Origin of the sequence: Collinsella sp. TF08-11AT (assembly GCF_003437035.1) — a bacterium.
Taxonomy (GTDB): Bacteria; Actinomycetota; Coriobacteriia; order Coriobacteriales; family Coriobacteriaceae; genus Collinsella.
The window spans coordinates 269,089-290,372 of sequence record NZ_QSRL01000001.1; the positions used below are offsets into that span (position 1 = coordinate 269,089).

Sequence of the window (21,284 nt, forward strand, 5' to 3'; positions counted from 1 at the left end):
GGTGCGCTACGAGGCATTGGTCAGGCGGCTCCAGAGTTCGTCAATATCGATTTGGTCGCCGCCGCTCAGATAACCGGTGTGAATAAAAGACTCACTATAGATATAGATGTCATGCGCGCTGTCGCCATCATCTTCGGTGTCGTAGGCCGAAATCACGTAACGGCTGCCGTCGAGCGCCTTGACCAGCCAATACACGGAATCGTCGATTGTGCACTTCTCCTGCACTATCGCCGCATCGCCGATTGCGCCGGTGAGCGCACGATTGCCCGTCGTATAGCCGCCCACCGAGAGCAAAATCGCCACGCTATCGTCTCCGCCGCCCGGCTCAAGTTCCTCGTACTCGGACTCCGAAAGCGGTATCGCGCTGTTCGCAAGTTCGTCCACGTCATCCGAAATCTTAGAAAAGGTAAAAGCGAAAAGTCCCGCGTCATCGGCGGCACCGTAGCCCACGCTCTCGCCTTGCCACTCATAGTTTTGATGCTTGAGCAGGCGCACCAGGTCGGCGCCGTCCAAGTTGATCGCAGCATAGACCGTCACGTTGGCGTTGTCGTCTACACAGGCGGCGTCCGCCGTGGTCGCCTTCTTGGCACCGCCCGCGCCGCCCAATCCGCCCGAGCAGCCAGCCAGCGCACAAGCCAGCGCACCCGCGCCTGCCACAAAGGCCGCACGGTTCATCGTCACTTCATTCATCATGCTCGTTCCTCGCTATGGTATTGGCCACGTCGCACCTAGCCGAGCGCGCGTCCAGTCTTTTCCTGCCAAAATTCGTCTATCGTCGGAGCACCGCCGCCCTGGGTAAACCTACCGGTCTTGATAGCCTCCTCGGTAATGAGATCCAAGCGGTAGTCACCGTTTTCCATCGGGCTCGCCATGGCAACGTGCCGCGCCATGTTGGAACCGTATACGCACGCGATCCATGAGCCCGAAGTAATCTGCGCCCGGTCCTCGACCGGCACAGAAAAGCCCGCGATAACATCCTCGCAGCTCGAATAGCCCGAAAGTTGCAGCGTGAACATCACGGTGCTTCCGGTGCCGCCCTTGTCGAGCTTTCCGATTTCGTCCTCGCCGAGCCATTCGGTCGCGCCGTCCTTGCTGATATTGCAGACGCTGAGCACATGTCCCGCCTCGTCCTCGTACATCTCGAGCGCGTCTTGCCAGGTATAGCCCTGCTGCGAGGCAAACTCCTGCAACTGCCAGCCCTTAAGCTCGAGGAGCGCCGCGATGCTGATGTTGCGGTGCGCATCCCAGCAATCATCCGACCACGTATCGAACGCATCCGCCGAGCCGCTGTCCGCGCCCGGACCGCGGTCCGCGTCGCCGGAATCGCCCGACGTCGCACCCGCGTCCATCTTGTCCTTTACCGGGCGGTCGTCGTTAAAACCCGTCGCATCCTGCGTCCGCTGTCCGCCGCACCCCACAAGCGTCAGCAGCGCCGTTCCCGCCGCCGCGACAAATGCCGTGCGCGAAAGTACCGTCTCCCTCATCATTGTTCCTTTCCCGTTCTTTAGCACAATGCCGAGAAACACACCCGGCATCGATTCACACATAAGCCACCCCACGCTATTGACGAGGCAGTTCCGTCCAGCCAAAACCGGGTTCAAAACCATCGCGTGTACCGATCACATCGCCCGAACCGTTGACCCAGGCCTGGTCGGCCATCACCGAGACCTCGACATCGGTGCCGTCGGGTCTGGTGTAATGGTTGACCCCGCGAATGGCATCGGAATACGAAGCGGTGCCCGTCCCCACGCCCGCGCTGGAAAAATTGGCGGCGCTGGCAGCCATATTCGCGGCGTGCTGACGGTCGCTGCGATCGAACCACGCCTGCTGGTAGCTGTCGAACGCCGCCCGTTGCGAGGCATGCATCTGTTGCCAGGCTGCAAACTGCTGTTGCTGCTGGGCAATGTTCATCTGCGTGCGTTGGCGCTGCTCAAGCACCATCTGTTGCTTTTGAGCTGACGCCTCGCGTGCAATCGCCGGATTGAGCCGCAGAGTCGACGCCATTGATGCAAGCGCCGTGGAGGCCGCCTCGTCCAGGCGACCTTCTGGCGCAACCAAACAGAAGCTGTCCCTGATACGCCACTGCAGCAGGTCGGCCGCACCCAGCTCGAACGACGCTCCGTCCGGGCAACCGCCTCGACCCGTGGGCTGTTCTTGCGCGACGCCCTGTCCCGCCGCTGCCGCCGCCTGGCGCTCGCGCAGGCGCTTGCCCAAAACACCGCCGATCAGCCCACTCGAAAGGCCCGCGCCCAGCAGCGCCTCGGCCCCAGCGGCAACACCTTTACCCATAGAACCCGCGACGCCGCCGATTGAAAACATATAGCCCTCGACTTTGGCCGCCACCGCGAGCTCGGTGGGCACCGGAGCGCCCGTGAGCCGATATCGACGCATGCGGCACTCATAGACCACATCACTCGGTTCCATCGAAAAGCCCTCGATTGCAAAGTCGTTTGCCGCCTCGCGCTTTACGCGGGCACGCTCGCGCTCGATATCGACCGCCGCGCTCGATGGGTACGGTTGCTCGGCAACAACCTCTGCCCGCGCGCCCAGCCGTGCTGCACAGGCCTGAGCCAGCTCGTCGCAAGCTGCCTCCACGTGCACAAACACCTTGCGTTCGGTTTGCGTGGGGATACGCTTGGCAACGGCGCCCGCATCCACGTAGCAGAGCTCGGAGCGGTACATAATCCGCTCACCCATCGGACCCGCCGCCGTCACGCCAACCGAAATCGGGCAGTCGAAACTGCCGCTGCGCTCAAGATGCGCTTCTTCAATATGCCAGCCCCGCGGCAGCGTCACCTGCGCGAGCGCCTGGCCGCCAGAGGTATCGCATGCGGCATGAAGCTCAAGGTCACCGATGTGAGGCGCATCCGTCGTGGCTGCGCCACGAGACGACGCGACGCCGGCAGTCTCCACCGGCGCATCGGCCGGCGCGTCCACACTCGGGTCGCCGCCTTCGTCCGCATCGTCATCGGCAGTCGCCCCATCTGTAGCCCCCACGGCGCCCGAGTAGCCCACAACGCCCTCAAGTCGGACGCCGCACCCCGGGCAAAATCGCACCGGCACGCCGGCGACCCGAGGCAGCTGCGCCCCGCACGCCGGGCAGAATCTCAAGTCACTCATCCCGTACATCCCTAATTTCGTTAGCTGTTTTTGATTGCGGCAAGCTGCCGCCATAACTCATCGGCACCGTTAAGTCGATACGCCGTCTTATCGAGCACGATGTTTTTGCCCTCAAGTTCTACCGATTGCTCCGAGCCATCCGTATAGACAAAGACGAGCGTTCGGCCGGCATCGCTCGTCCGCTCATCCACCGCATCCCCCACGGTGCAGCCATCGAGCGCGGCAAAAGTCGATGCGACCAGTTCGGCATCGTCGGTCTCATAGGCCGTCCGCGCCTCCCCGTCCTCGATAAGCTTGACCGCCACCGGAACGGCAGCGCAATCGTTGAGCGACACTTGCGCGGCAGTCTTTCCCTGAGCGCCATGTTCGCCGGCAACGTAAACTCGCATGAGTGTCACCGCCGCGGCAAAGACCACCACGGCGATAAGCGCGCCCGCAATTATATTAGACGCGCAACCCCGAGACGCCATAGGTGCACCCCCTCCGTTCTGCTCTGCTCAGCATCACATTCATATGCCTTTGAGCACCAAAACGGCAGGTGACAAATGTCTCATATTCATATTTTTGCAGGTAAAAAACCACCACAAAGGTGCCTGTCCCCTTTGTGGTGGTTAGCTAGTCTTGGGGTGTCCAGGACCAGAAGAAGTTGATGAGGGCTACGCGCGAGGAGGCACCGGTCTTTTTGTTGATCGAAGCGATGTGGCGATAGAGCGTGGAGCGCGAAAGGAAGAGTGCCGCCGCCACGTCCTGCACGCTGTCGTCCGAAACGACCAGCGCCTCCAGAACATCGCGCTCGCGCTTGGTGAGCCCAAAGGCGGCAACGAAGCCATCGAGCCGATCGTCAAACGAAAGTTCCGGCGCCTCCAGGGGCACCGTGTCGGCCTGGCCGGGCTCACAGCTCACGCCAAGATCGTCGGTGGCAAGCGCCAGCCCGCCGTGCGTCGCCTCGCCTTCACCGTCTTGTCTAAACTGCCCTAACAGCGAAATCGCGATGCCGACAAACAGCACGAGCACGACGCTCACTGCCGCCAGCACGTTTTGACTCGAGATAATCGCCACCGCCGGAGCCGTCACGAGTATCGAGCAAACGTTGTTGATAACACGGCCCATGCACGGCCACAGATACGCCCAGCGGGCATACATCGAAATCGCGGCGAACTTCGCGGTGAAGAACACCACGAAAAAGCCCGTGCCAAGGTAAAAGATAATCGTGGCGGCAAGCGCGTTGCCACCGTTGCCATCGGTGATAAGCACAAAGAACGAGAGCGTGGACAGCATGGCGGCGCACGTCATGATGATATTCATATACGAACGCCCACGCAGGTCATACAGGACGCCGGCGGCAAGGGCGCTCACAACCAGCAGCAAGCGCGGCCAGTCGCCCAGATCGATAGCGCCAGCGGCATGCGAGGTCGTAAGGCCGGCATTGAGGGCCGCGAACACGCCGGTGAGGCAAGCGGTCGCCACCGTCAGACGCACCACGGCACCCTGAAAGGCCGCCTTTGCCTCGGGGTCATCGTGCCACCTGGCGCCACGCTCCGACGCATCGACCGATAGCTCGGCAATCTCGACCTCGAACTCGGGCGCAGGCTCATCACGCAATTTAGCGCGGCGGACACCGTGAAGCAGCCCCACCAGCGCAATCGCACAGGCAATGAGAACAGACTGCTGGGGAATGCCCGCAGGCATCACCATATGGTTGAGCACCTGCACCAAAATGCCCACAGCATAGGAAACCGCCACGGTGCGCGCCAGGCAGGGCGTCTGCGCAAAACGCCGCGCAAGATTGGCATGGGCGGTCGATCCGCAATAGCCCAGGGCGCAGCACGCCACCAGGCCGCCGGCAATTACTACCTCAAACCGCACTGCCATAATCATCAGCAGCAACGCCGATACCAACAGCACGCCCGTAATATCGCTCGTCGCATCGATCGTCTGGGGACGGCGATAGTACAGAAATGGGCGCACGAAAAAGCCAATCACGCTCGCGCCGACAACGATGCTCTCGTAGATGACGACCTCACTCGATGGCACGAACTCGGCCATGCGCGCATCAAAGAAATACTCGCACGCCAAAAACGTGAAGAAGAACAGCGCTAGGCACAGAATCTCCCGCATGCCCCGGCGCAAATATGCGGTTGTGTCTCCCAGGTCCCTCATGGTAACCCCCACCCGCTTTGTTGTCCGGAACACCATTTTAATAAAGAACCAATCTCAATATCGAAGCCAAGTTCGAAATGTTGCAAATTCGACCCCAGCCGTCTGCATGACGCCGCGATTTTGAGCCGCATGACCCAGAAGGGGCGCGCGCGGCTTGCAGCTCGACAAGGAGTGCCCTCCAACTGCCACTCATTTAAGCACTCATTTAAGTACGTCCCCAATGAGTAAACAAAGAGTGCGACGGAATGGCTCCCCTTGGCAGCTTAAAGCCGTCATGCAGGAACCATTCCGTCGCAGCCTAATGAAAGGGACTGGGTTGTAAATGTTGGAGAAGAGCCGTTAGCGCCCGGGGGCCAGGATCACCAGCGCGTCGTGCTCAAAGGGATGCTGCGCCACGCGCACGGTGCCGTCACCGTTGTCACGGACGGGCAGCTTTGCGATGCGCTTGTCCTCCATGTCGAGGACCGTCGCCGTCCAGCCACGCGCGCCGTCGAGCTTAAACTTGAGCGCCGTGGTACGCGGCAGGTACGCGACGATGCGATCGCCAACGCGCGCCACACGGATGGACTCGCGCGCGTCGTCGAGGAGCTCCTGCGCCGGAACCACGGCAAGTGCATCGTCGGCAGCCGTAGCGCCCAGGGCGGCAAGCACGTGCTCGATCGCGCCAAAGTCCCACACACCCGCAAACTGCAGGCACTCTTGCCAGCGGAAGGGCATGTCAAAGCCCTCGCCCAGGACCGAGCCCTGGCTGCGCGATGTCTGCCAGTTCCACACGCCGTGTGCGCCATAGGTCACGCCGGCACTGGCGCCGGCAAGAATCGACGACCATACGCTCGCGCGGCAATCCTGCGCGGTAAAACGCCAGTAGACGTTGCGCGACGCACCCATCTGCTCGTAGCAAGGCTCGGAGTTGACCATCGGCTTTTTGGGATAGTTGGCGATAAAGTCCTGCGGCAGACGCCATGCCTCGGGCTGGCCCTCGTAGTTGTGGCCGGGCTGGAACATATAAAAGTCCAGACGGTCCAGATACTGCGCCGGAATGGTGCGGTTACCGCGGTTGATATGCATGGTGCGCAGTGCCTCGGGCGCGCGCTTGACGACCTCGTCGAGGGCGTCCTCGTAATAGGCGATCGCCTCGTCGCCGGCAAAGTCGGTATCGCCCGTCACCACGTAGACGGGGTCGAACTCGCCCAGGTTCTCGACGACGCGGGCAACGTGGGCGCGAACCTCCTCACGCGGCATAACCTCGGCGCCGCAACGCTCGGCGATCTTGGCGCCCCAGGTACCGGGCACGTAATTGCACCACATGAGCACGAGCGCCGGACGAATGCCGTGCTCGACGGCAGCACGGCACATGGCGGCGGCACGATCCCAGTACGCCTGGTTGGGACGGGACCAATCAAAGTGCACGCCGTCCTCGCTGGCATAGGGCCAAATGCCCAGGTCGGGGCAGCAGCGATCCCACTGTGGCAGCGTGTTGATCTGCAGTGCGTTCATGCCCTGCTCGGCACGGCGGGTCAGGTAGTAATCCCAGTCGTTCTCGGCGATGCTCGTAAATGCGCTCCAGCACGTATCGGCAAACCAGAAGAACGGTTTGCCCTCGCACAAAAAGCCATCCTGGCGACCGTTGACGGTCAGCTTTCCCAAACTCATCTGCATGTCCTTTCGTTTGATAAAGGATTTGCGAACCGCCGGGGGCTTTCGCGGTAACCCCGCGCGAAAGCCCCCGCCGCTTGGCAAACCATCGCGGGCGAATACCGTCCGCCCCATCAGTCTACCTTGCAAGAAGGGCCCCGCCGGGCTTACGCCTGACGGGGCCCTGTCGTGTAGGTGAGGTCATATGTGACCGAACGGTTTGGCCTTAGGCCTCCATCTCGGCGAGTTCCTCCTTGGAGAAGCCGCAGGCAAAGACGACGGCAGCGGCGATGACAAAGGAGATTGCCATACCAACGATAGCCCAGACGGTGTTCATCTGGCCACCCTGCAGGTAGTTGGTGAAGACCAGGAAGTTGGACGCACCGCCTGCGAGGTAGTAGGTAACACCCATGAGGCCGGAGAACACAGCGCCGATGGCACCGCCGATGAACATGCCGAGCATGGTGCGACGGAAGCGCATGAGGATACCGAAGAGCGCAGGCTCGGTAACGCCGCCGGCGATGGCGGAGATGACGTAACCGATGGCAAGGGACTTCTCGTCGGGGTTCTTCATCTTGAGGAAGGCACCGAAGGCGCAGCCCCAGACAGCGGCCATAGCGCAGTTGGTGGAAACGAAGACGAAGGGATCGTAGCCGGCGGCGATGATCTGAACCTGAGCGAGCAGGATGACGGGCATGTGCATGCCGCAGACCACGAAGAGCTGCCAGAAGGCACCGAGGACGGCCATGACGATCAGGATACCGATGCCGCCAAGGTCAGCAAGGCCGAAGAGGGCGTTAGCGATCAGCGTACCGATCTCGTTGCCGATCGGGGCGAGGACGATGAAGGCGATGGGGATGGTGACGATCATGGTGCAGAACGGCGTGAAGACCGTGGAGAGCACGTCGGGCATGACCTTCTTAAAGAACTTCTCGATGAAGTAGAGGACGGGCACCGAAAGGATGATCGGCAGGACGGACTGCTGATAGTTGGCAGCGGCGATCTGGATGCCGTAGACGGAGATGATTCCGCCGCCCTCCTGGGTGGCGACGCTCACCACGGAAGGAGCCATGAGGGCGCCACCGAGCAGCATGCCGAGCACGGGGCTGGCGCCGAGCTTCTTAGCCGCGGCATAACCCAGGTAGATGGGGATAAAGGTGAACGTGGCCTCGTACAGCGTGGTGTAGAGGAACGTATAGGTCGGGTCGTCGGCCGAGAGCACACCGAGCATGGTGGGGCCGAGGACGGCCGCGATGGTACGGAACAGACCGCCGGCCATGAGCAGCGGGATGAGCTGGGTCATGGAGCCCGACAGATAGTCAAGGATGATGTTCGGCAGGTTCTTGAGCTCGAACTTCTGCTTGGAAGCATCGAGGTTCTCGTCGACGGCGGCACCCTGCTTGACGCCGGAGATGGCGACGAACTCGGCGAGCACCTTGGGCACGTTCTGGCCGATGATGACCTGGAGCTGGCTGCCGGCGAACTGGCATCCCAGAACACCCTTGACCTTCTTGATCTTCTCCACGTCGGCCTTGTTGTTGTCCTTGAGCGTCAGACGCAGGCGCGTCATGCAGTTGGTGGCGACGGAAACATTCTCCGCACCGCCCACGAGCTCGAGGACATCGGTGGCAATCTGCTTGTTATCTACTGCCATGGGACCCCTCCCCATATCTTCGTGTGCCAGCCCCCTTGGGCTTAGGCACGCCTTTGGCCCGGCGACTATAACCCCTTACGGTTGCCGGACCCTTGGATACGCTTTTGTAAACAAGGTGTTTACTGAACGTTTACGGGCTTTAGTTTACACGGAGCGCCGAATTTATGGCAATTTTGCCGTCTACAGTCCGGTGAACGGTAGGTAATCGGGGGTGAACGTATTTGAATGGCGGGAAACGGTCTCTTTGACCCTCTATTGATATATAGCCATTTACGTGGGATTTTATTTTGATGAACACCTCACTGATCTGTTAACTCATCAACAGAATCCCTGCTAGAAGCTAGTAAACATATGTTTAGTAGCTCACGACGTGTTCAATTTTGCCGTTTACCGAGTTCATCTGGTTATTCTTCAATTCTAGATTACACTAAACATGTTTAGTTTGTATTGCCGCAGATGCCAGGTATTCGCGGCGTAAGGGAGGCAGCTCATGGAGCTCAAATTGTGTACCTACGCAACCGTCACCACCTTGGGCGACTTTGGCCCCTGGATCAGCAAGGTCGTACTCGACCTGCCCTGCACCGTGCGCGCCAACGACATCGACGCGAACACCTTCCATATATATGTAGAGCGTCACGAGCGCTCGGGCGAGGTTCTGATGCGCAAGGAGCGCGGCGCCGACCATGCCGCGCCCTCCGTGGGTTACATCGACATTCTCGCCGCATATCCGTGCGACGAGAACGGACGTAAGCTCGCCGTGGGCACCCATGTGGCGCTCGAGGTCGCCGAGCAGCGCCTGACCAAGACCATCGAAGGCGGCGTCATGGGCTCGCGCATGCTCGATGACCAGCTGCGCATCACGCAGCTCACAGCTCTTCCCGGCAACGACGGCGACGATCCCACCTGCGGCCTGGTCTTCGACACCTGCCGTGGCGATATCTGCCCCGCGCTCAAAGGCTGGAGCAACGCCACGCAAAAGACCGCCGTCGACGGCATCGCGCTCGAATACGGCTTCTTTGAGCCCACCTTTAAGGCCGAAGACTCGGCATGCTTCAACCCCTTTGCGCCCGAGGCGACGGTCGTGCCCCAAAGGGCACCGCTCGTGGTGTATCTGCACGGCGCCGGCGAGGGCAAGGGCGCCACGCAAGGCGAAGGCGCTACGCGCGCCTATATCGGCAACCGCGTGACGGCCATCAGCCAGGCGCAGATCCAGCGCTACTTTGGCGGCTTTGCCTGGGTGCTCGTGCCGCAGTCGCCCACGTTTTGGATGGACAACGGCGTCGAACAACTCGGTCGCTCCAACCAGAGCATCTACTCCTCCGTGCTCAAGGCGCTTATCGACGAGTTTGTCGCCGAGCATGCCGACCGCATCGACACCGACCGCATCGTGGTCGCCGGTCTTTCCAACGGCGGCTTTATGACCCTGCGCCTGTGCGCCGACTACCCCGATTTCTTCGCCGCGGGCCTTCCCTGCTGCGCCCCGTGGTACAACGCCACGGACGAGGACGTGGCCGCGCTCGCCAAGACGCCGCTGTGGTTTACGCACTCCAAGGGCGACGAGCTTGTGTCACCGCAACAGACCGTGCTGCCGCTGTTCGCGCGCCTGCGCGGTGCCGGCGCCAACGTGCATCTCACCTACTTTAGCCATGTCGAGGACCTGACCGGCGTGTATCGCGAGGCCGACGGCTCGGCCAAGAAGACGTTCAACCACGGCGTGTGGATCCACCAATTCAACGACCTGTGTTATCAAGACTTCGACGGGGGCAACGTACTCATCGACGGCGAGCCGGTGGGCTGCTGGGAGTGGTCGGCCAGGGTTTCGAGGTAACCATCCCATCGGGGGCTCTGACCTTTAGTTTTGTAAACGTCCTCGCGCATGAGCCCCGCTTATCCTGCTCCTTCGGAGCATCGGATAAGCGGGGCTCGCGCTGCGGAATGTTTACAAAACTAAAGGTCAGAGCCCCCTAAGTTAACGTTGTTCGAAACGCTGGTCGGCCGCTTCCGGCGGGCCGCCGGGTCGCGGGCGATGGGGGCGTGGGTCCCGTCTTGCCTTGCGCGTAACTGGCTGAATTGATTTTGATTGGAGCTGTTCCTATGTCCCAGAAGTTGACTCGAGTGATTGTTACCACTGATATGGAAGTCGATGATATGAACTCACTTGTTCATTTGGCTCTGTATCTCAACTTGCTTGATGTTCAGGCTGTGGTGTATACGGCTTCGCAGTATCACTTTCTTGGGGATGGGGTTCATACGCTCGGCGAGGTGAATTCGCATTGGCGGACCAAAGGGCGGCGCTCTTATGAGTGGGCTGTTGTGCCTCATGAGCCCGATCCGCTAGCCGGCGAGCTTCGTGAGTATCGGCCGTTTCCCGAGCATTGGATTGAGAGTCTCTGGAGTAATGAATATGCCCAGGCTTGGCCGCAGTTGCAGGCAAATGCGGCCGCTGCCGGTGAGCCGCCGTTTCCCACGCCCGCCCAGATGATCGAGCGCACCTTTGTGGGAAATGTTGCCTTTGAGGGTGATGTGACTGAGGAAACTGAGGGGTCTCGCGTAATTGCGCAGGCGATTCTGGATGATGATCCGCGTACGTTATGGTTGCTCAGCTGGGGTGGTATGAATACGATCGTTCGCGCCCTCATGAGTATTGCCGAGCGCTATCGCGCCACGCCCGAGTGGCCCGCCGTGCAGCAGCAGGTCTATCAGAAGGTGCGCGTGATGGGCGTTGCCGATGGCGTGGGACAGGACAACTCGTGGCTCGACCATGGGCGCGAGCTCTTTCCCGAGCTCATCTTTTGGCGTACGCCCTATATGTATGGCAACTATTTCGACGCCAAAACAGCTCAGCCCGATACGCTGCCGCTGTTTAAGGCTCCCTGGCCCGAGCAGAATCTCACGCAGGGCAACGGCCCCCTCATGGCACGCTATATGCTCTATGGCGATGGTAAGGTCTACGAAAACGAGCCTGAGCGCTTTCAGTTTGGCAAGCATGCCCGTCTGGATTGGGGCCTGGAAGGCATGCCCGCGATGCAGTTTGAGCGCGGCGATTTTATGGCCGAAGGCGACAGCATGACCTATATTCCGCTGCTGCCGTTTGGCCTGCGCGGTATCGACGACCGCGGCTTCGATACGCTGCTGGGACGCATGTTTTTTGATGGGCATCCCGATGCGAACGCGCCCGCCGGTTTTGCCTCCATCGGCACGCCCGCAGACGACAATCTCAATCCCTATCTGCGTGCCTATCAGGAAGACTTTGCCGCCCGCGCGCAATGGTGTGCCCATGATCCGGCCATCTGCTCGCATCCGGCGCATGTTGTCGAGGTCACTGCCGACCGCAGCGCCACAGCCGGCGAGCGCGTCAACCTTACAGCGACCATCGTCGACCCCGACGGCAAGGGCTTCGATGCACATTGGGATGTGGCCGTAGACCCATCGAGCTATGCAGGCGTCCAGGATCTGTCGATGTGGCAAGAATGCACGGTAGACACCGCTTTCATCGTGCCCGCCGACGCGCGACCCGGCGACCGCCTTGTGCTCACCCTCACCGTCCAGACGCGCGCCGAGCGCCCCTGCACCCGCTACGCCCAAATCGCCGTAACCGTGGCATAGCAAGGGCGGCGCCCACATTCGGCAGCCGCCGCATTCGGCAAAGAGTGTCCCCAGGCGTCAAACGAGCGGGGATTTTTGGACACCCAAACAACGAGAGCGGACAATCTCCCACTTTGAGCCCACAAGCAGGCCAAAAATGGGAGATTATCCACTCTCATTCTGCGGGTACTCATTGGGGACGTACTTAAATGAGTAGTTTCACTCATTTAAGTACGTCCCCAATGACTAGTCAAAAATGGGCCATGTGTCCCAGTTGTGGAGACTCGTTGAGCCGTCTGGGTATCGTGAAAGGCTGCGCACTCCCCCATCATCAAAAGTGACACACGCTACCAGTTGATGGGAGGCAGCCATGGGCTTCTTTGACAAGATGTTCGAGAAGAAAGAGTGCGCGATTTGCGGTACCGAGCTGGGACTTCTAGGTAAGACAAAAATCAATGAAGGCTACCTGTGCAAAGAGTGCGCCGGCAAGCTCTCCCCCTACTTTCACGGCTATCGCTCCAGCACTGCGGACGATATCCGCGAGCAGCTCGCCTACCGCGAGGCCAATGCCGAGCGCCTGGCGTCGTTCAACCCCACGCGCACGCTTTCTGCCGGGCGCACCAACATCATGGTCGATGAGGACGCGGGCCTGCTGATCATCACCTCGCAGAGCCGCTGGCGCGACGCCAATCCCGACATCATCGAGTTCTCGCAGGTACTCGGCTGCGATATGGATATCGACGAGCATCGCACCGAAATCTATCGCGAGACCGAGGACGGCGAGCGCGAGAGCTACAACCCGCCGCGCTACGACCTGGATTACGACTTTAATCTGACCATTCACGTCAACACGCCGTACTTTACCGAGATCAACCTGCGCGTAAACGACTCCACCATCGATCAGCGCGGCTCCATCGAATACCGCGAGGCCAAGCGCCAGGCAACCGAGGTCCGCGACGCGCTGGTGCAGCTGCGCCAGGAGACGCGCGACAGCGTCGTGGCCGCCAAGGCCCCCAAGACCGCGGTGACCTGCCCCTTCTGCGGAGCCACCACCATTCCCGATGCCAGTGGGCGCTGCGAATACTGCGGCGGCGCCATCGGCGCATAGCCTCCGGCACGGAAAGGACCGATCATGGCCTTCGAGAGCGTCAACTATCAGTGCCCTGCCTGCGGTGGCCCCCTGCATTTTGCAAGCGCCGAGCAAAAACTCGTCTGCGACTACTGCGATTCGCGTTTTGAGTCGAAGAAGTCGAGGCTCTCTATCGCGAGCGCCAGGACAAGGCAGATGCCAAAGCCGATGCCGCAGCCGCAGCTCCCAAACCTGCTGCCGACGATGCCGTGCAGGAGCTCGCCCAAAACGCCGGTTACATCTGCTCGTCGTGCGGCGCCGAGCTCGTGTCCGACGGCACCGTCGCCGTCACCACCTGCCCGTACTGCGGCAACTCCGCCGTGGCGCCTGGCCAGCTCTCTGGCGACTTCTCGCCCGACCTGGTGATTCCATTTAAGCTCGGGCGCGACGACGTCACGGCCGCACTCAAGGAACACTACAAGGACAAAATCTTGCTGCCCAAGAGCTTTGTCACCGGCAACCACATCGACGAGGTCCAAGGTGTCTACGTGCCGTTTTGGCTCTACGGTGCCCGCGTTGACGGCGAAGTGTACTTTGACGCGACCAACGAGACCGTGACCGAGGAATCCGACCGCACCGTCACGACCACCGACCACTACGATGCCTATCGCAAGGGCAATATCTCGTTTAGGCGCGTGCCCGTCGACGGATCGTCCAAGATGCCCGACGGCCACATGGACGCCATCGAGCCGTTTGACTACGACGCGCTGCGTCCGTTCTCGGTCGCATATATGCCCGGCTACATCGCCAACCGTTACGATGAGGATCGCGAGACGTGCAGGGCGCGCGCCGAGCGCCGCATGGAGGAGAGCACGATCTCGGCCCTGCGCGAGACCGTCGTCGACGAATACGACGATGCCACGGTCGAAAGCAAGCAGCTCGACTACACCTGGGAAGACAGCGACTACGCCCTGTTCCCCGTCTGGATGCTCTCCACCTCGTGGAACGGCAAGAGCTACCTGTTTGCCATGAACGGCCAGACCGGCCGCTTGGTCGGCGAGCTCCCCTGCTCCAAGCCCAAGCTCGCTATTGCCTCGGTGCTGTTCTTTGTGATCGGATTTGTCCTCTCCCAGATTCTCTTTATGGGCGAGAACGCCTTCGATCCGGATTACCTCGCCTTTGATATCGAGGGCATCCTCATCAACATCATCGCGCCGCTGATCATCGTGATTATCGGAGACGTGCTACTGGTAGGCCAGCTCAAGACGGCCAACGAGGCCACCCACGCCGACGAGTACTGCGGCGAGCTCGACCTGACCGAGAAGCACGACACCTTCAGCCACACCGAGACCTCGGTCGTCATGAAGGACAACAAGGACGATTAGCCATTCTGACCAATACCACCCGGCCTTTGACGAGAAAGGAAGATCACCATGGGACTCTTGAAAGCTGGATTGGGTGCTGCCGGCGGCGTCATGGCCGACCAGTGGAAGGAATTTATCTATTGCGAATCGATGCCTGCTGACGTCTTGGCCTGCAAGGGCAGCAAACGTACCGGTGGCCGCAGCTCCAACACGCGCGGCGAGGACAACGTCATCTCCAACGGCTCGGTCATAGCCGTCAACGACGGCCAGGGCATGCTCGTGGTGCAAAACGGCAAGATCATCGAAGTCGCGCTGGAGCCTGGTGAGTTCGTCTTCGATACCGGCAGCGAGCCGAGCGTCTTTAGCGGCAACCTGGGCGATTCCATCAAGGAGACCTTCGCCAATATCGGCAGCCGCTTTACCTTTGGCGGCGACGCGGGCAAGGACCAGCGTGTCTACTTCATCAACACCAAGGAGATCATCGGCAACAAGTACGGTACCGCCTCGCCTGTGCCCTTCCGCGTGGTCGATAACAACATTGGCCTGGACGTCGACATCTCCGTGCGTTGCAACGGCGAGTATTCGTACCGCATCACCAACCCGCTGCTGTTCTACACCAACGTGTGCGGCAACGTGACCGATAGCTACACGCGCGACAAGATCGACAGCCAGCTTAAGTCCGAGCTGCTCACCGCCCTGCAGCCCGCCTTTGCCAAGATCTCGGAGATGGGCATTCGCTACAGCGCCATCCCCGGTCACACCACCGAGCTCGCCCGCGCGCTCAACGAGGTCCTCTCTGCCGACTGGCGCGACCTGCGTGGTGTCGAGATCGTGAGCTTTGGCGTCAACTCCATCGCAGCCTCGCAAGAAGACGAGCAGATGATCAAGGACCTGCAGAAAGCCGCCGTCATGCGCGATCCCACTATGGCGGCAGCCAACATTGCCAGCGCCCAGAGCGACGCAATGCGCGCGGCAGCCGCCAATCCCAACGGCGCGATGGCAGGCTTTATGGGCATGGGCATGGCAGGTGGCATGGGCGGCATGAACGCCAGCCAGCTGTTCGCCGCCGGCCAGGCACAGCAGCAGGCCGCCCCGCAGCCGGCTCCGGCACCCGCTCCCGCACCGGCTCCTGCCGCTGCCCCCGCGGCCGGCACATGGACCTGCAGCTGCGGCGCCACCAACACCGGCAAGTTCTGCTCCGAGTGCGGCAGTCCCGCACCCGCCCCGGCACCGGCCAAGTGGTTCTGCCCCAACTGCGGCAGCGAAAACGGCGGCAAGTTCTGCAGCAACTGCGGAACGCCCAGGCCCTAGCCCCTCTATCTGGTAATTGGCGGGGGATCCGCCACCCCCGCATTTGCTTCTATGGGTTTCGTTCGATAAAGGAGGACACCATGAAGACAACGTTCAAAAAGTCCGTACTCGCATTTTTGACATGCGTCCTGGCGCTCGCCTTTGCCCTCACGGGCTGCAGCGGCGGCAAAGACCCCAAGGCCAACTTTGTCGGCAGCTGGAAGCTCTCGGGTGGAACCACGGAGGGCGAAGAGCTGACCGATGAGTATATGGATATGTTCGAGGAATGGGGCATCAGCTGCATCTTGGTCCTGGACGAAGACGGCACGGGCAGCCTCGATTTGTTCTCCGAAGTTTCCGACCTAAAGTGGGAGGCCAAGGACGCTACCACCGCGAGTATCACCGTCGACAAGGAGACGACCGACGTGAAGCTCGAGGACGGCAAGCTTGTCCTTGAGGACGGCGAGGACAAGCTCATCTTTAGCAAGTCCGATAAGGACCTATCCGGTACCGTGAAGAAGGATCGCGAGGCCGCCGAGAAGGAAGAGGAAGTCGAGGAGGCCGTCGAAGACGACGACGTCCAGAAGATTGAAATCTCCCCCGCCGTCACCGTTGCCGATGACGACCTGTGCACCATTACCATCACCGAGAAGTTCAAGGACGAGTGGGGCGACATCGGTTTTGTCGTCAACATCACCAACAAGAGCGACAAGGACCTGACCTTCTACGCCCCCAGCGGCAAGACCAACGTCAACGGCACCATGAAGGAACCCTGGTTCTCGGCTCACCTGATGCCCGGCACCAACGCCACTGAGGAATTCACGTTCTCGAACGGCACGCTCGATAGCCTTGACGACCTGGTCAATACGACCATCGGCATCGACGCCTACCTGACCGATTCCTACGAGGACGTTGCCTCCTACAGCGCAACCATCGCGTAACGGCACGTAACATCAGCCGCGGATTGGCGGACACATCCGCGCACACCAGACGGGGCCGCAGGAGATGATCCTGCGGCCCCGCCGCTTTATGCCGACAGCACTGCCCATACAAGCAGGCCGCCCGCCGTTTTTAGATGCGAAACGGTGGGCGGCCTATCTTTGCGGCGCCGGAACACGGGTGAGCGCGTCGATTACGGGCGCTCCATGTTGGGAACGATGCTGCCCTCAGTCACCGCATGCACGGCCAGGCGCATGATGTTGTCGTAGCCGGTCTTGCTCAGGATCTCCGAGATGCGGCGCTTGATGGTGCCCTCGCTCATAAACAGCTCGGCCGCAATCTCGCGGCGGCTTTTACCCTCGCAGGCAAGGCGCAAGATCGACAGCTCGACATCGTCGAGGGCCGCCGTGCCCGAGAAGATGCTCTCGGGCGGCTTGGGAAACGTGCAGTAACCCGCCAGCGTGGAGCGCATCACGGCGAACAGCTCGTCGATACCGACGTTCTTGTACACAAAGCTATCGACGCCCGCCTCGCGGGCCTGATCGACAAAGGTGATCTCGGGCATGCCTGTCATGATAATGATGCGACACTCGGGCAGCTGCTCCTTGATGCGTGCCGCCGCCACGATGCCGTTTGAATCGTGTTCGGTGCACACGTCCATCAGTATCATGTCCGGGCGCTCCTTGAGCGCGACACCCAAGGCCTCGGAGGCATCGGCGATCGCGGCAACGACGGTCATATCGGGCTGGTCGCCAACGGAGCGCGCCAGGCTCTCGCGCAGGATGGCCTGATCTTCGACAATTAACACGCGGATCATGAGCTTCTCCTTTGGGACGTGTCGTTGGCGTTAAGCGGAATGGATACCGTAAGCGTAAAGGGCGGGGTGGCGTGGACCTCTAGGCTGCCACCCAGATCTTGCGCGACATGTCTCATACCTGGGATACCCGTTCCCTCGCGATACGATACGGGGGCCGGGGACCCGTCGTTAGAAATCGTCATGTGCGCGACGGCGTCAGCATCCGTCCTCTCCTGCCACAAGCGCACATGGACCCGATGCGCCTGCGCATGCTTGGTGGCGTTGGTCGAGGCCTCGCGGATAATCTGCAAAAAGGCAGCGGCGACACGCGCGTCCTCAGGCAGCGCACCCTCAACATCGATCTGCACGCTCACCAGGCCAAAAGCATGGACGATATCGCCCAGTTGCTCTGCCGGTTCGGTGTCGCCCCCGCTGCGCAGATCGGCAGCGATTGAGCGCAGCAGCGGGTCGATCTGCTCGAGCGACTCGTCGTCCAAGCGCCCCTCCTCCAAATAGCGATGAAGGATTGATAGGCGCTGGCCGATCACATCGTGAACGCGGGCGCGCATGCGCAGATAGGCCGCATTGTCGGCAACTTTTTTGACTTCTTCGATCTGGGCCTGGAGCTCTTGGCCCGCAAGCTCAAGCAGGTGGTTGGCCTGCGCCAGGCGGTCATGCGCATGCGCATACTCTGTCACGTCCAGACCGATTATGCGCTCGAACGAACGGCCCGAGACCATAACGCCATCGCACACAAACAGGCGAATCTCGGCGGGAGAAACCTCGACCACCGCACGCGCCTCACCAAAGCGGTCCAGGCTGATCCGCACGCGGTTCTTACCGCCTTCGGGCATTTGCATGCTGAGCTTGCGCAGGTCGTTCCATGTACCGCTCATATCGCCTAGGTCGGTGGGCATATGAAGCTCCACCAGGTTTTTGCGCATGCAGCGGTTCATGAGCAGTGGACGGCCCCTCGAGTCCAGATACAGGATGCCCACGGGAATCACGTTGATGGTTTCAATCGTCGAGAACGCGGTGATGTCCTCTTGGCGGTTACGGACGTCCATCAAGAGCGCCGCGATGGAGCGGAACAGGAAAAACGCACCCTCTGCGACAAGGACAACGGCCCACGCCGAGCCCATGGCAAAAACCACCGGCGGTGTAACGGCGACAACAAGCAGCAGCTCGGCCAGCATGACAGGGCGACGATAGTGCACCATAAGCACCACGCCATAGGCAAAGATCGCGGCATTGAGCCACAGCACTCCGCCCATTGCCCTGGCGCAAACGTCAAGCGGCGCCACCAGATACGAGCCAGACGACGCGAATAAGATGAGCGCCGAAATCATCAGGTGAAGCACAAGGCTCGTCTCGTAGGCACAAATCACCTTACGGTTATAGGACGAGCGGCGCGATGCGATGAGCGGGACGTGGATCGTCTGCAGACACGCAGCCAGGGCAAAGACAACATCGAGCGCAACGATTTGGGGAAGGATGAGCGAAATCTGCATCGTCACTCACCCGCCCTCGGCATCAAGACGATCATGCGCAGCTGGCCGGGCTCGCCCTCAAGGCGGTATGCCACGTTGCGCCCTTGCAGAGCGCTTTCGAGCTCTTGCGCAGCGGGCGTCTGCGAAAGATCTTCATCATCGTTGGAAAAAAGCGTGGCGCGCAGCTCGACACTGCACCGGTCATGGTCGCCCAAGTGATACATAAGCGCCGGATGGTCGGTGGTGTAGGCAAAAAACGCAAAGTCATACACGCAGTCGTACAGGGCGCTTACCGTACTGGCGTGCATCGGGCGCCGTATGGCGATAATCGAGGCGCAATCGACATCGATGGTGCGCAGGTCACTTGCGAGCTCGTTGGCGATGAGCTGAATGCGGTCGCGGTCAAAACCGCTCTCCCCGTGCTGTGCCAACGTGAGCGACCCCTTGCGTTTGCAATAGGCGACGAGCATCTTGGCGCGCTGCAGCATGCGGTAACGCTCGTGCGAAGATGCCTCATCGGTCAACGGCGGCAGCGAGCTCAGCAGGTCGTACATCCCTTCGAGCGCACGGGCAAGCGCTTGGTCCACGTCTTGGACCAGCAAGGTCTCGGCCTCTTGATCTGCCAGGTGCGTCTTAAGGTCGTAGTCGGCGGCGAGCAGCTCGTTTTGACGCTGCAGTTCCATGCGACGATGTGCCAGTTCACGGTTAAGCTCGTTGAGATCCGACACGTCTTGGGCAAGCAGGGCCGATCCGCCCAGCAGTGGAAAGGCACGGTACACCGCATCGGGATCGGACGCCACAGCAAAGGCATGGGCGTGGCCGTGCTCCTGGGTCCGCAACTCCTCGCGCACGCCTACCGGCATTGGCTTTGACGCCGGCGTGGCATAGACTTCCTGCAGGTCGCGCGTTAGAACTTTGAGGTCGAGCGGCAAGGTGTCGAAGATGCCGGCGATGTCGTGATACGACGGAATGACACCGCAATCGAGACAGATTTCCATCGCCACCACGCACAGGACGCAATAGACGAGCGAAAAGTTGAGCCTCCATGCCCAGGGCACGCGCAACGCATACGAGACGGCAAAGAATGCGCCACCCAGCAGTACGAGCGCCGCCGTGCCCGAGAAACGCTGGATGCGAAAGGACGAGGACCGACCCACCAGGATAAAAAAGGCCGCGAAGTTAAAGGCTGTCCATACCAGAACGGTACCGTAGCCCCAACCATATGTGTAATCGTTGCTCCAGGTTCCACTCGATCGATCGAAATGGAAGACCTGCTGATGAACATCGTTAGTAAGCACAAAGCCGATAAGCAGGACAGCCATGACCCACAAAACGGTGCGGTACCGACGCCCCATACGATGCTGTTCCAAACCCGCGAGGCGCAGACCGCACAGCTGGTAGATCAGCGGAATGAGCGTCATGGGCACGTAGTACAGGTACCACAGCACGGTGGCATAGAACGGCGTGAACGACTTATATTTGAGGATGACCTCGATCATCCACAGGGCACAAATGGCGGCGATGGCAACAAGGCGGCGGCGCAAGACGTAGTCCAAGCAGCGTAGGTACGCCAACACACCCCAGATTGAAAATGCAATTGCGGCGACAAGCAACGGGAGAGAGCTCGAGTGGACGAGCGCATCCACGACCTCTTCGGACACCTCGCTATAGGCGGGCACGGCGTTGGAAAGCTTGGGGTCGGAGGCAAACAGCGCCGGCAAGACTGCCAAAAGCATGAGGAACAGCACGGTGATGGCGCCGGCGATAGCAAAGACGCGGTGACGGTACACCTGATGTGTTATACCAACAAGGAATCGCGGCATGGCGAAGAGCCTGCCGCCCCTGGGATCCGCCACGGGTGCGGATCGGGCGGTCGCGTGGCCGATATGTCGCTCGCGGGTACCCATAGTGCCTTTAGTGTACCGACAGGCAGGCCCAAAAAGCGGGCCACATGTCCCAAAATCCGCCGACGGCAAAGGGTGTCCCCAGCTGCCACTCATTTAAGTGCGTCCCCAACGAGTGCAAATGACGAGAGTGGATAATCTCCCACTTTGAGCCCACAAACAAGCCAAAAACGGGAGATTATCCACTCTCATTCTGCGGGCACTCATTTAAGTACGTCCCCAATGAGTGCTTTCGCTTCTTTTAACAAAACGCCCGGCGGGCATTAACTGCTCGCCGG

General features: G+C 60.7%; 16 protein-coding genes and 1 pseudogene. 7 read left to right on the forward strand and 10 right to left on the reverse strand.

Going from position 1 to position 21,284, the window contains the following annotated elements:
- Positions 1-6 precede the first annotated feature (6 nt).
- The 7 genes from DXC79_RS01115 to DXC79_RS01145 all read right to left on the reverse strand — a co-directional run bounded on the left by DXC79_RS01115 (position 7) and on the right by DXC79_RS01145 (position 8,569).
- Complete coding sequence (locus DXC79_RS01115; RefSeq protein WP_117634529.1) at positions 7-693, reverse strand: hypothetical protein; 687 nt, start codon at positions 691-693, stop codon at positions 7-9.
- Positions 694-728: 35 nt separating this feature from the next.
- Positions 729-1,484 (reverse strand): hypothetical protein, encoded by a 756-nt coding sequence (locus DXC79_RS01120; RefSeq protein ID WP_117634531.1) that lies wholly within the window; start codon positions 1,482-1,484, stop codon positions 729-731.
- 76 nt (positions 1,485-1,560) lie between these two features.
- Complete coding sequence (locus tag DXC79_RS01125) at positions 1,561-3,120, reverse strand: zinc ribbon domain-containing protein (protein WP_147327461.1); 1,560 nt, start codon at positions 3,118-3,120, stop codon at positions 1,561-1,563.
- A 20-nt stretch (positions 3,121-3,140) separates the two neighbouring features.
- Positions 3,141-3,590, reverse strand: coding sequence for a hypothetical protein (locus DXC79_RS01130; RefSeq protein ID WP_117634535.1), 450 nt, complete (start codon positions 3,588-3,590; stop codon positions 3,141-3,143).
- A 145-nt stretch (positions 3,591-3,735) separates the two neighbouring features.
- On the reverse strand, positions 3,736-5,280 hold the full coding sequence (locus DXC79_RS01135) for a helix-turn-helix transcriptional regulator (RefSeq protein WP_158550934.1): 1,545 nt from the start codon (positions 5,278-5,280) through the stop codon (positions 3,736-3,738).
- Positions 5,281-5,619: 339 nt separating this feature from the next.
- The gene (locus DXC79_RS01140) at positions 5,620-6,933 is read right to left on the reverse strand and encodes a DUF4038 domain-containing protein (protein WP_117634777.1); all 1,314 of its coding nucleotides are present in this window, start codon (positions 6,931-6,933) and stop codon (positions 5,620-5,622) included.
- A 208-nt stretch (positions 6,934-7,141) separates the two neighbouring features.
- A complete protein-coding gene (locus DXC79_RS01145; protein WP_117634539.1) occupies positions 7,142-8,569 on the reverse strand; it encodes a PTS transporter subunit EIIC in 1,428 nt (475 codons plus the stop codon).
- A 490-nt stretch (positions 8,570-9,059) separates the two neighbouring features.
- On the opposite strand from DXC79_RS01145, the gene DXC79_RS01150 reads away from it, so the two are divergent.
- The 7 genes and pseudogenes from DXC79_RS01150 (at position 9,060) to DXC79_RS01175 (ending at position 16,818) form a co-directional block, all read left to right on the forward strand.
- Positions 9,060-10,397, forward strand: coding sequence for a prolyl oligopeptidase family serine peptidase (locus DXC79_RS01150; protein WP_117634541.1), 1,338 nt, complete (start codon positions 9,060-9,062; stop codon positions 10,395-10,397).
- A gap of 266 nt (positions 10,398-10,663) precedes the next feature.
- Positions 10,664-12,175, forward strand: coding sequence for a nucleoside hydrolase-like domain-containing protein (locus tag DXC79_RS01155; protein ID WP_117634543.1), 1,512 nt, complete (start codon positions 10,664-10,666; stop codon positions 12,173-12,175).
- A 349-nt stretch (positions 12,176-12,524) separates the two neighbouring features.
- Positions 12,525-13,262, forward strand: a complete 738-nt coding sequence (locus DXC79_RS01160) for a DUF4428 domain-containing protein (RefSeq protein ID WP_117634545.1) — start codon at positions 12,525-12,527, stop codon at positions 13,260-13,262.
- Positions 13,263-13,286: 24 nt separating this feature from the next.
- Positions 13,287-13,376: pseudogene (locus DXC79_RS10305) on the forward strand (Trm112 family protein); the annotation flags it as partial.
- 116 nt (positions 13,377-13,492) lie between these two features.
- Positions 13,493-14,608 (forward strand): hypothetical protein, encoded by a 1,116-nt coding sequence (locus DXC79_RS01165; RefSeq protein WP_199408610.1) that lies wholly within the window; start codon positions 13,493-13,495, stop codon positions 14,606-14,608.
- A 48-nt stretch (positions 14,609-14,656) separates the two neighbouring features.
- A complete protein-coding gene (locus DXC79_RS01170) occupies positions 14,657-15,898 on the forward strand; it encodes an SPFH domain-containing protein (RefSeq protein ID WP_089573532.1) in 1,242 nt (413 codons plus the stop codon).
- A gap of 80 nt (positions 15,899-15,978) precedes the next feature.
- A complete protein-coding gene (locus DXC79_RS01175) occupies positions 15,979-16,818 on the forward strand; it encodes a hypothetical protein (protein WP_117634546.1) in 840 nt (279 codons plus the stop codon).
- A gap of 191 nt (positions 16,819-17,009) precedes the next feature.
- On the opposite strand, the gene DXC79_RS01180 is transcribed toward DXC79_RS01175, so the two are convergent.
- From DXC79_RS01180 to DXC79_RS01190, 3 genes are read right to left on the reverse strand one after another with little or no spacing between them, the layout of a single operon-like run.
- A complete protein-coding gene (locus DXC79_RS01180; RefSeq protein ID WP_055252147.1) occupies positions 17,010-17,633 on the reverse strand; it encodes a response regulator transcription factor in 624 nt (207 codons plus the stop codon).
- On the reverse strand, positions 17,630-19,123 hold the full coding sequence (locus DXC79_RS01185; protein ID WP_370445744.1) for a sensor histidine kinase: 1,494 nt from the start codon (positions 19,121-19,123) through the stop codon (positions 17,630-17,632). Before DXC79_RS01185 ends, DXC79_RS01180 begins: the two co-directional genes overlap by 4 nt.
- Positions 19,124-19,125: 2 nt before the next feature.
- The gene (locus DXC79_RS01190; protein WP_158550935.1) at positions 19,126-20,925 is read right to left on the reverse strand and encodes a histidine kinase N-terminal 7TM domain-containing protein; all 1,800 of its coding nucleotides are present in this window, start codon (positions 20,923-20,925) and stop codon (positions 19,126-19,128) included.
- Between the last annotated feature and the right edge of the window lie 359 nt (positions 20,926-21,284).

What these genes read in the sequence shown, in the direction of transcription:
- DXC79_RS01115 (WP_117634529.1), bottom strand. Translation starts at nt 693, where the DNA reads ATGATGAATGAAGTGACGATGAACCGTGCGGCCTTTGTGGCAGGCGCG.
- DXC79_RS01175 (WP_117634546.1), top strand. Translation starts at nt 15,979, where the DNA reads ATGAAGACAACGTTCAAAAAGTCCGTACTCGCATTTTTGACATGCGTC.
- DXC79_RS01180 (WP_055252147.1), bottom strand. Translation starts at nt 17,633, where the DNA reads ATGATCCGCGTGTTAATTGTCGAAGATCAGGCCATCCTGCGCGAGAGC.
- DXC79_RS01185 (WP_370445744.1), bottom strand. Translation starts at nt 19,123, where the DNA reads ATGCAGATTTCGCTCATCCTTCCCCAAATCGTTGCGCTCGATGTTGTC.
- DXC79_RS01125 (WP_147327461.1), bottom strand. Translation starts at nt 3,120, where the DNA reads ATGAGTGACTTGAGATTCTGCCCGGCGTGCGGGGCGCAGCTGCCTCGG.
- DXC79_RS01140 (WP_117634777.1), bottom strand. Translation starts at nt 6,933, where the DNA reads ATGAGTTTGGGAAAGCTGACCGTCAACGGTCGCCAGGATGGCTTTTTG.
- DXC79_RS01145 (WP_117634539.1), bottom strand. Translation starts at nt 8,569, where the DNA reads ATGGCAGTAGATAACAAGCAGATTGCCACCGATGTCCTCGAGCTCGTG.
- DXC79_RS01160 (WP_117634545.1), top strand. Translation starts at nt 12,525, where the DNA reads ATGGGCTTCTTTGACAAGATGTTCGAGAAGAAAGAGTGCGCGATTTGC.
- DXC79_RS01170 (WP_089573532.1), top strand. Translation starts at nt 14,657, where the DNA reads ATGGGACTCTTGAAAGCTGGATTGGGTGCTGCCGGCGGCGTCATGGCC.
- DXC79_RS01120 (WP_117634531.1), bottom strand. Translation starts at nt 1,484, where the DNA reads ATGAGGGAGACGGTACTTTCGCGCACGGCATTTGTCGCGGCGGCGGGA.
- DXC79_RS01155 (WP_117634543.1), top strand. Translation starts at nt 10,664, where the DNA reads ATGTCCCAGAAGTTGACTCGAGTGATTGTTACCACTGATATGGAAGTC.
- DXC79_RS01190 (WP_158550935.1), bottom strand. Translation starts at nt 20,925, where the DNA reads ATGCCGCGATTCCTTGTTGGTATAACACATCAGGTGTACCGTCACCGC.
- DXC79_RS01150 (WP_117634541.1), top strand. Translation starts at nt 9,060, where the DNA reads ATGGAGCTCAAATTGTGTACCTACGCAACCGTCACCACCTTGGGCGAC.
- DXC79_RS01135 (WP_158550934.1), bottom strand. Translation starts at nt 5,280, where the DNA reads ATGAGGGACCTGGGAGACACAACCGCATATTTGCGCCGGGGCATGCGG.
- DXC79_RS01130 (WP_117634535.1), bottom strand. Translation starts at nt 3,590, where the DNA reads ATGGCGTCTCGGGGTTGCGCGTCTAATATAATTGCGGGCGCGCTTATC.